Origin of the sequence: Faecalibacillus sp. MSK20_93 (assembly GCF_020589945.1) — a bacterium.
In the GTDB taxonomy this organism is placed as follows: Bacteria; Bacillota_I; Bacilli_A; order Erysipelotrichales; family Coprobacillaceae; genus Faecalibacillus; species Faecalibacillus intestinalis.
In genome coordinates this window covers 56,005-64,296 of record NZ_JAJDKA010000010.1, presented here as the reverse complement: position 1 = coordinate 64,296, position 8,292 = coordinate 56,005, and the positions used below count along the sequence as shown (strand labels likewise).

Below are 8,292 nucleotides of genomic sequence, written 5' to 3'. Positions count from 1 at the left end.
AATGGGGGGAAAAGTTTGAGATATTTATAATATCAGGAACTTACCTATCCATATACAACTGGTTTTTATCTAACGCACAGAGTTTGGTACTCATGGCGATTGCGGTTATCGGCGTATATCTCGGATTCAAGCGTGAGTTTTCTAAACTGATTGGATTCTTGGTGATTGCCTTAATCGCTGTCGGCTTGGTATTCAATTCTTCTGGCGTAAAAGACGTACTGTTGCAGTTATTCAATAAGATTATCGGGGCGTAAATTGTATTTCTTGTGTAAAAGTAGTATAATTTAAGCAGAATTTGAAAGGAGTGTTTTGTGTGAAAGAAAGTACAAAAGCCTATTTAGTAGATATTTATAACAGTATTCCTAAAAAAACAAAGGCTACTTGCTTAAAATTTTACTATCAATATCACAATGTTAATGTCAATGTATATTTTGACGCATTTGATAATCAAAGTGTAGTATTGAGCATTGTTCTTTCCGCTAAAAAGAAATATTATTATACGCCTTTAAATATTTTGAATACTGGTATGATAACAGAGTATTTGAGTGAAATTCCTCCTCAAATACTTGAAAAGATTTTAGTTGACAATCATTTAGATGATTTCTATGAAAATATGGAAAAACATCTTTTAGAGGATAAACCACATTTTAATTACTATAATGAGGACACATACTTTGTCAACACTATAAAATATGCTAAAAGTAAATTGGATTTACCTTTCTGGTGGTATCTTCGTAAAGTACCTATGTCGGATGATACTCTATATAAATTAAATGCTAGAGCAGATATTACATTTGATATATTAAGAAAAATACAGCAAGAAGGATATACTTTAGTCAGAACACCAGACCCAGAAAAGCGAAAAGAACTTACTTTAATTTTGAAACAAATAGGAATCAAATTATCATAGACAAAGAGCAGTTAATTCTTTTGAGTTAGCTGCTTTTTCTATGCAAATTTTAAGATTGGAGGACAACATGAAAACAGATATATTTGAGGATATGAAAGAGCGTGTCGGCTGTGAAAATATTTCCGACCTTCCCTACCGCAAACGTATGGTGTGGGAAATCATCAAGCAGCACTCACCACTTGATTATCCAAAAGAACAGTTAGAAAAGTTTTCTCATTATGTATTCGGTGTAGATTATGCTGTTATAATGGGAATACTGGATATGATGAAAGGAAGTGACAGACCATGCAGGAAATGCGAATCTACCTGTTAAACAATACAAAACCGTATCGTGAGGGTGACGAAGAATATTCCGGTGCTTGGTTCAACTGCCCTGTGGACTTTGAGGAAGTCCGAGAAAAAATCGGCGTAGAACATGAAGAACAGATTGAGATTGCAGACTATGAGCTGCCCTTTGACTTACACAGTGATATGCCACTTTGGGAAATCAACGCCAACTGCCGCATGGTGCTGGAATTGGAGGGTACGCCTATCGGCAATGAAATGAAAGCCATTCAGCAGAAATGGTTTTCCAGCTTCGAGGAATTTATCGACCACAAGGACGAGATACGCTACTATGATGTGGGTGACGGTGCAGCTCTGGCAGAATACCTTATCCGTGAAGAATATGTTTTTGGTGAGATTCCTCACGAACTATTGAAACATATCGACTATCACTCCTATGGTAGTGAGCTGGAAATGGACGACAGATACTTATTTACCACAAGCGGCGTATTCCGCTATCAGTAAAGGGGTGATGTGGTATCGAAGAAATGCGAATCTATATCGCCAATCTTGGGAAATACAACGAGGGTGAGCTTGTGGGTGCGTGGTTTACGCCGCCCGTTGATTATGACGAGATGGCAGAACGTATCGGCTTGAATGACAGATACGAAGAATACGCAATCCATGATTATGAGCTACCCTTTGAGATTGACGAGTACACACCCATTGAGGAAGTCAACCGCCTGTGTGAAATGGTGGAGGACTTACCAGAAGACATACAGGACGAATTATCGGAACTGCTAGGCTATTACAGCAGCTTGGAAGATTTGTGCGAACATGCAGACGATATTATCCATTATCCCGATTGTGACGATATGACAGACGTTGCCTATTACTTCATAGATGAATGTCAAAGTCTGGGTGAGATACCAGACAGAATCCGCAGTTACATAGACTATGAAGCCTACGGGCGTGACCTTGATTTAGAGGGGCGTTTTGTCGTCACTAATCATGGCGTGTTTGAATGTCCGTATTAACAATTACAACTGAATTTTTTTATCTGCCAGTGAAATGACACTGGTTATTTTTTTGCAGCAGCCTTGAAACATAGGCTGCTGTTTCCATTTTAGAACAGAAAGGAGCTGTGAAAATTGAAGAAAATCAAAAGCTATACAAGCATATGGAGCGTGGAAAAAGTCATTTATGCAATCAACGATTTTCAACTCCCGTTCCCGCTCACATTCAGTCAGATGGCTTGGTTCGTGGTGTCGCTGTTTGTGGTGATTCTCTTTGGGGAGCTACCGCCCTTTAACATGATTGACGGTGCATTTCTCAAATACTTTGGAATCCCTGTGGCGTTCACTTGGTTTGTATCGCAAAAGACCTTTGACGGAAAAAAGCCTTTTGGATTCCTAAAATCCTGTGTGAGCTTTTTCCTCCGACCAAAAGTGACCTATGCAGGAAAAGCTATCAAACTGAAAAATCAGAAATTCAATACAAGCGTGACCGCAGTTAGGAGTGTGATGTATGTTCCCGATTAAGTACATAGAAAACAATCTGGTGTTCAACCATGACGGTGAGTGCTTTGCCTACTATGAGCTGACACCTTACAATTATTCGTTCCTGTCACCAGAAGAAAAATACATGGTGCATGACAACTTCCGTCAGCTTATCGCCCAGAACCGTGACGGAAAAATCCATGCCCTACAGATTGCCACAGAGGACAGCCTGCGTGCAGTACAGGAGCGTTCCAAAAAGGGAATCACAGGCAGATTAAAAGAGATTGCCTGTAAAAAGGTAGATGAACAGACAGAAGCGTTGGTTGAAATGATTGGTGAAAATCAGATTGACTACCGCTTTTTTCTTGGCTTCAAGCTGCTGGTAAATGAGGAAGAAATCAGCTTCAAGGGTATGCGAAAATCAGCAGCTATGACCTTTGCGGATTTTATCTATGAAGTCAATCACAAGCTGATGGGTGACTTCGTTTCCATGAGTAATGATGAAATCAACCGTTTCCTAAAGATGGAAAAACTCTTGGAAAGCAAAATCTCACGTCGCTTTCAGTTCCGCAGACTAGATAAGAACGACTTCGGCTACCTCTTGGAACATATCTACGGGAATACCGGCGTTGCCTACAGTGATTACAGTTATGACCTCCCGATAAAAAAGTCAAAGCGTGAAACACTGGTGAAGCGATATGACCTTATCCGTCCGACACGCTGCATGATTGAAGAAAACCAGCGATACCTAAAGATTGAGCGTGAAGATCAGACAACTTTTGTTGCCTACTTCACGATTAACAATATCGTGGGTGAGCTGGATTTTCCGTCAAGCGAGATATTTTATTATCAGCAACAGCAATTCACGTTCCCCGTTTCCACTTCTATGAATGTTGAAATCGTTACCAACAAAAAGGCTCTGACGACTGTTAGGAACAAAAAGAAAGAGCTGAAAGACTTGGATAATCATGCTTGGGAATCCAACAACGAAACGGGAAGTAACGTCATGGACGCTCTGGATTCGGTGAATGAACTGGAAACAAATTTAGACCAGTCCAAAGAATCCATGTATAAATTATCCTACGTTATCCGTGTGGCGGCTGATACTCTGGAAGAATTGAAACGCCGCTGTGATGAAGTCAAAGATTTCTATGATGATTTGAATGTCAAGCTGGTTCGCCCATTCGGTGATATGTTGGGGTTGCATGGTGAGTTTATCCCGTCCAGCAAAAGATATATCAATGATTATATCCAATACGTCACTTCGGACTTTCTCGCCGGACTTGGCTTCGGTGCAACACAGCAGCTTGGGGAAACGGACGGTATCTATATCGGCTATAACCTTGATACAGGAAAGAACGTCTATCTAAAACCTAGCCTTGCAGCACAGGGCGTAAAAGGTTCTGTGACAAATGCTCTTGCGGCTGCTTTTCTCGGTTCGCTCGGTGGTGGGAAGTCTTTCTGTAACAACCTTATCATCTATTATGCGGTGCTGTTTGGAGGAAAAGCGGTCATTGTAGACCCAAAATCAGAGCGTGGCAACTGGCAGGAAACGCTACCCGACATTGCACAGGAAATCAAGATAGTTAATCTCACCAGTGAGGACAAAAACAGAGGACTTCTTGACCCGTATGTGATTATGAAGCGAACAAAGGACGCTGAAAGTCTGGCAATCGACATTCTGACATTCCTTACAGGTATTTCGTCCCGTGACGGTGAGAAGTTCCCTGTATTAAGGCGTGCAATCCGTTCCGTGACACAGAGCAAAAAACGAGGACTGCTCCGTGTCATTGATAAATTAAGGAAAGACGGTTCTCCTGTGGCAGAAAATATCGCAGACCATATCGAGAGCATGACCGATTATGACTTTGCACACCTTTTATTCTCGGACGGTGATGTGGAGCAGTCCATCAGTTTAGACAGGCAGCTCAACATCATACAGGTGGCAGACCTTGTGTTGCCGGATAAGGACACGAAGTTTGAAGAATACACCACAATGGAATTATTGTCCGTGGCTATGCTGATTGTCATTAGTACCTTTGCCCTTGATTTTATTCATTCCGACAGGAGCATTTTTAAGATGGTGGACTTGGACGAGGCGTGGACGTTCCTACAGGTGGCACAGGGGAAAGCATTGTCTAACAAGCTGATTCGTGCTGGACGCTCCATGAACGCTGCTGTTTACTTTGTTACACAAAACTCTGGTGATGTGGACGATGAAAAGATGAAGAACAATATCGGCTTAAAGTTTGCGTTCCGTTCTACAGACATAAAGGAAATCAAGAATACTCTTGAATTTTTCGGTGTGGATAAGGAGGACGAGGGCAACCAGAAACGACTTAGGGATTTGGAAAACGGACAATGCCTGTTTCAAGATTTGTATGGGCGTGTGGGCGTTATCCAGATTCACCCTGTATTCTCTGACCTGTTCCATGCCTTTGATACCAGACCGCCAGTGCAGACGGAAGAAATGAGGTGAAGCCTATGGACAAGAGAAAAATAGTCCGTTATCTGCTTATCACGCTTTCGGTGATTCTCGGTGTGCTGGTATTTTTATCTATCACGGGTACGGTAGCTCATGCGGCTGGTCTGGTAGACAATACGGTGAGTGACGCTAACACCTATTCCAAATATCCGCTGGAAAACTACCAGCTTGATTTCTATGTGGATTCAAGTTGGGATTGGCTGCCGTGGAACTGGCTTGACGGTATCGGCAAAAGTATTCAGTACGGACTATATGCCATCACAAACTTTGTCTGGACGGTGAGCTTATACATTTCCAATGCGACAGGTTATGTGGTACAGGAAGCCTACAAGCTGGACTTTATCTCTGATACTGCAAGTTCTATCGGAAAGAACATTCAGACATTAGCTGGTGTGACTTCCAATGGCTTTTCCAGTGAGGGATTTTATGTAGGATTCCTGCTTATCCTCATTCTGGTAATGGGAATCTATGTGGCATACACAGGACTGTTAAAAAGAGAAACCACAAAAGCCATTCATGCGGTTATCAACTTTCTTGTGGTATTTATCCTGTCAGCGTCCTTTATTGCCTATGCCCCAAACTATATCAGCAAAATCAATGACTTTTCCGCAGATATAAGCAGCTCGGCATTATCGCTCGGTACAAAAATCGTGCTGCCCGATTCCAACAGCAAAGGAAAAGACAGCGTAGATTTAATAAGAGACAGCCTGTTTTCCATACAGGTGAAACAACCGTGGCTGCTTTTACAGTACGGGGAATCGGATATAGAAACGCTCGGCTCTGACCGTGTGGAAAGCCTGTTATCGGCAAACCCAGACACAGACGACAGAGAGGATGTTGTGATTGAAGAAATCGAAGATAAGGACAACGCTTATTTGAGCGTCACAAAGACCATGACCCGTTTAGGTATGGTGGTGTTCCTGTTTATCTTCAATATCGGAATCTCGGCGTTTGTTTTTCTGCTTACGGGCATGATGATTTTCTCGCAGGTGTTATTTATCATCTACGCCATGTTTCTGCCGATTAGTTTTGTTTTGTCCATGATACCGACCTATGAAGGCATGGCAAAAAAGGCTCTTACGAAGCTGTTCAATACCGTTATGATGAGAGCTGGAATCACACTGATTATTACCACAGCGTTTAGTATCTCGACTATGTTTTACTCCATTTCCTCCGGCTATCCGTTTTTCATGGTGGCATTTCTACAGATAGTCACCTTTGCCGGAATCTATTTTAAATTAGGTGACTTGATGACAATGTTCAGCCTGCAATCCTCCGATACACAGCAAGTCAGCAGACGAATCATGCGACACCCGTATATGTTCCTCAACCGCAGGGCAAGACGCTTGGAGCGTAAAATCGGTAGGACAATGGCGGCTGGTGCTGCTGGTGGTGTAGCTGGTGCTGCGGCGGCTTCTGCTTCTACAAAAAAGGCAGACAATACCAAACAGACAGGTAATACGCATACCAGAGCAAATCACAATACTTCTGCTTCTTCCAGTGGAGGTAACAGCAAGCCGCCAGCTCTGCCGGATTCCAAATCACAGAAGCCGTTTGCATTGCCGGATAAGAAAAGTCAGACGGATTCCTCACAGACCGTACATAGTTCACAAAGCAATACACAGGAATCACAGTCTACCTCAAAGCGTGGAATTGTGGATAAAAAATCGGTATCGAAACAGCCGCAGTCAGACAAAAAGAATCCGCAGCGTCCGATTGTGGATAAGGAGCGACAAAGCAACGGATCAGCGACAAAGAGAGCTGCCCCGGTGCATGAGCGACCAGCCACAACGCCTGTTCCTGTAAAATCGGATTCACAGGCGGCAGCTTTAAAGCCGGAGCAGAATGTCAAAGAGCGTCCTGTCACAGTGACAAAGGAGCAGCCGCAATCAAGCAAGAGTAAAGAGCCTGTGACAAAATCACAGGAGAATGTAAGAACACAGGTTGTCAGAGAATCCCGTCCGGCAGATAAACAGGCTTCATCAGCAGTAAATAAACATTCACAAGCTACCACAGATATTTCAAGGCAAACGGTACAACGTCAGAAGCAGACAAAGACGGTTCAGAAAAAGACCACAAATCAATCAACAATGAAGAAATCTACAAGTAAGAAAGGCGGCAAGAAATGAAGTTAAGGCATTTTGCTGTGTTCGGTGGGATTTTCACAGTGATTATCTGTCTGCTTCTGTTTCTGTTTATCGTGACCTCAGATGATGAAGAAAGTGGTTCTTCCAGTCTTGATTTTTCTGGACTGAACCTATCAGCGGAAGTATTGAAACATCAGTCTACGGTAGAAAAGTATGCAAAGGAATACAGAATCTCTGACTATGTGAACTATCTGCTTGCGATTATGCAGGTGGAATCCGGCGGCACTGGCACGACAGACGTTATGCAAGCCAGTGAATCTTTAGGATTACCGCTTAACTCCCTATCCGTGGAGGATTCCATCAAACAGGGGTGTAAATACTTCTCGGAGCTTTTGAAATCCGCAGAAGCAAAAGACTGTGACATCAACACAGTGGTACAGTCCTATAACTATGGTGGCGGCTTCATTGATTATGTATCAAAACACGGAAAGAAGTACACCTTTGAGCTGGCGGTCAGCTTCGCAAAAGGTAAATCCGGCGGTGTCAAAGTCACCTATAAGAATGACATTTCCATAAAAGAAAATGGCGGCTGGCGTTACAAGTACGGGAATATGTTCTATGTGAAATTAGTCAGTCAGTATTTGGCTGTGCCTAGTCTCAGTGACGCTACCGCACAGGCAATCTTCAATGAAGCGTTGAAGTATCAAGGCTGGAAATATGTGTATGGCGGCAGCAATCCCAACACTAGCTTTGACTGTTCTGGTCTTACGTCTTGGTGCTATGGAAAAGCTGGTATCAGCTTACCTCGTACCGCACAGGCACAGTATGACGCTGCACAGCACATACCGCTGTCACAGGCAAAGGCTGGTGACTTGGTGTTCTTCCATTCAACCTATAACGCTGGAACATACGTCACTCATGTAGGAATCTATGCTGGAAACAACAGAATGTATCATGCTGGCGACCCTATCGGATATGCAGATTTAACAAGCTCGTACTGGCAGCAACACTTGATTGGTGCCGGACGGGTGAAAACCAATTAGAAAG

At 43.0% G+C, this 8,292-nt stretch carries 9 protein-coding genes; all 9 read left to right on the top strand.

The window, feature by feature from the left end; all coding sequences use genetic code 11:
• The first annotated feature begins 29 nt into the window (after positions 1-29).
• The 9 genes from LJD34_RS05015 (at position 30) to LJD34_RS04975 (ending at position 8,288) form a co-directional block, all read left to right on the top strand.
• The gene (locus LJD34_RS05015; protein ID WP_227359320.1) at positions 30-254 is read left to right on the top strand and encodes a hypothetical protein; all 225 of its coding nucleotides are present in this window, start codon (positions 30-32) and stop codon (positions 252-254) included.
• A 59-nt stretch (positions 255-313) separates the two neighbouring features.
• Positions 314-910, top strand: a complete 597-nt coding sequence (locus LJD34_RS05010) for a hypothetical protein (protein WP_005335616.1) — start codon at positions 314-316, stop codon at positions 908-910.
• Between the two features lie 67 nt (positions 911-977).
• Entirely contained in the window at positions 978-1,223 is a 246-nt protein-coding gene (locus tag LJD34_RS05005) for a hypothetical protein (RefSeq protein ID WP_015530244.1), read from the top strand.
• Positions 1,196-1,699, top strand: a complete 504-nt coding sequence (locus LJD34_RS05000) for an antirestriction protein ArdA (protein WP_040015660.1) — start codon at positions 1,196-1,198, stop codon at positions 1,697-1,699. Before LJD34_RS05005 ends, LJD34_RS05000 begins: the two co-directional genes overlap by 28 nt.
• A 23-nt stretch (positions 1,700-1,722) precedes the next feature.
• The gene (locus LJD34_RS04995) at positions 1,723-2,211 is read left to right on the top strand and encodes an antirestriction protein ArdA (RefSeq protein ID WP_005335611.1); all 489 of its coding nucleotides are present in this window, start codon (positions 1,723-1,725) and stop codon (positions 2,209-2,211) included.
• 114 nt (positions 2,212-2,325) lie between these two features.
• Positions 2,326-2,715, top strand: a complete 390-nt coding sequence (locus LJD34_RS04990) for a conjugal transfer protein (protein WP_021865983.1) — start codon at positions 2,326-2,328, stop codon at positions 2,713-2,715.
• Positions 2,702-5,152, top strand: coding sequence for an ATP-binding protein (locus LJD34_RS04985; RefSeq protein WP_009203308.1), 2,451 nt, complete (start codon positions 2,702-2,704; stop codon positions 5,150-5,152). Before LJD34_RS04990 ends, LJD34_RS04985 begins: the two co-directional genes overlap by 14 nt.
• Positions 5,153-5,157: 5 nt before the next feature.
• The gene (locus LJD34_RS04980) at positions 5,158-7,287 is read left to right on the top strand and encodes a CD3337/EF1877 family mobilome membrane protein (RefSeq protein ID WP_040344134.1); all 2,130 of its coding nucleotides are present in this window, start codon (positions 5,158-5,160) and stop codon (positions 7,285-7,287) included.
• Positions 7,284-8,288: a lysozyme family protein gene (locus LJD34_RS04975; protein WP_009203310.1), complete on the top strand. Its 1,005-nt coding sequence runs from the start codon at positions 7,284-7,286 to the stop codon at positions 8,286-8,288. Before LJD34_RS04980 ends, LJD34_RS04975 begins: the two co-directional genes overlap by 4 nt.
• Positions 8,289-8,292 lie beyond the last annotated feature (4 nt).

Coding starts and splice junctions, on each gene's coding strand:
- LJD34_RS05005 (WP_015530244.1), top strand. CDS start 978: ATGAAAACAGATATATTTGAGGATATGAAAGAGCGTGTCGGCTGTGAA.
- LJD34_RS05000 (WP_040015660.1), top strand. CDS start 1,196: ATGCAGGAAATGCGAATCTACCTGTTAAACAATACAAAACCGTATCGT.
- LJD34_RS04995 (WP_005335611.1), top strand. CDS start 1,723: ATGCGAATCTATATCGCCAATCTTGGGAAATACAACGAGGGTGAGCTT.
- LJD34_RS04985 (WP_009203308.1), top strand. CDS start 2,702: ATGTTCCCGATTAAGTACATAGAAAACAATCTGGTGTTCAACCATGAC.
- LJD34_RS04980 (WP_040344134.1), top strand. CDS start 5,158: ATGGACAAGAGAAAAATAGTCCGTTATCTGCTTATCACGCTTTCGGTG.
- LJD34_RS04975 (WP_009203310.1), top strand. CDS start 7,284: ATGAAGTTAAGGCATTTTGCTGTGTTCGGTGGGATTTTCACAGTGATT.